Below are 662 nucleotides of genomic sequence, written 5' to 3'. Positions count from 1 at the left end.
CTAGATCACGCACTAAAGGAGCAAGCCAATGGGCACTAACCAAGCATCTCAGGCGCCTGCTATCTCACCTCCTACGATCAGAGAACGAACTGGCTCAATCAGCACTGCGGAAATCGTCTTAGTCCTGAAAGGTGAGATCACCGCTCTGCATGTCAAGCAAGCTTTCAATACGGAAATAGCGGAAGAAATCACCACGAATTTTGTTGACAGCCCCGGTCTCAGGGAGCGTAAAGATGGCGTCCCCGGACAATATGTCGGCGCATCCCACTACAGGAAGGATGCAGCCAGCTATTTCGCGGAATCGGAAACTGCGCGACCGTACGTCGACGCCCTTTTTGGCAATTTGGTTGATCCCGTCCGAGCATTATTCGACGCTTTGAAGCGCGAGCTTCATGACCAGGGAATTGAATTGCGGCTGGCCCGTTCGGAGCAGGGCCAGGCTAATGTTTGTCGCGCTCTTAGTTGGTCAGGCAGCGGCACATTTTCCTTGGACCCCCACGACGATGTCGCTCAAGTCCTATGTGCCGGGAAGGGTTACGAGCTTTCTGCGGTGGCGCACAACACCGTCGCGGCGCTCAACTTCTATCCCAGCATGGCTCGGGAGGGTGGCAATCTGCGGCTCTGGTATCACAAGCCGACAGTCTCCGACCGAAAGTCGCTAG

The 662-nt window shown here is 55.3% G+C and carries 1 protein-coding gene; it reads left to right on the top strand.

Going from position 1 to position 662, the window contains the following annotated elements; translation table 11 throughout:
* Positions 1-28 precede the first annotated feature (28 nt).
* Positions 29-662, top strand: a 634-nt coding sequence (locus tag NKH02_RS34450; protein ID WP_352884304.1) for a hypothetical protein, incomplete at its 3' end; no start/stop codon positions are given.

The organism is Mesorhizobium sp. M1396, from assembly GCF_040317725.1.
Taxonomy (GTDB): domain Bacteria; phylum Pseudomonadota; class Alphaproteobacteria; order Rhizobiales; family Rhizobiaceae; genus Mesorhizobium.
The sequence above is the reverse complement of the archived record's forward strand: the minus strand, read 5'-3'. Positions and strand labels throughout refer to the sequence as shown.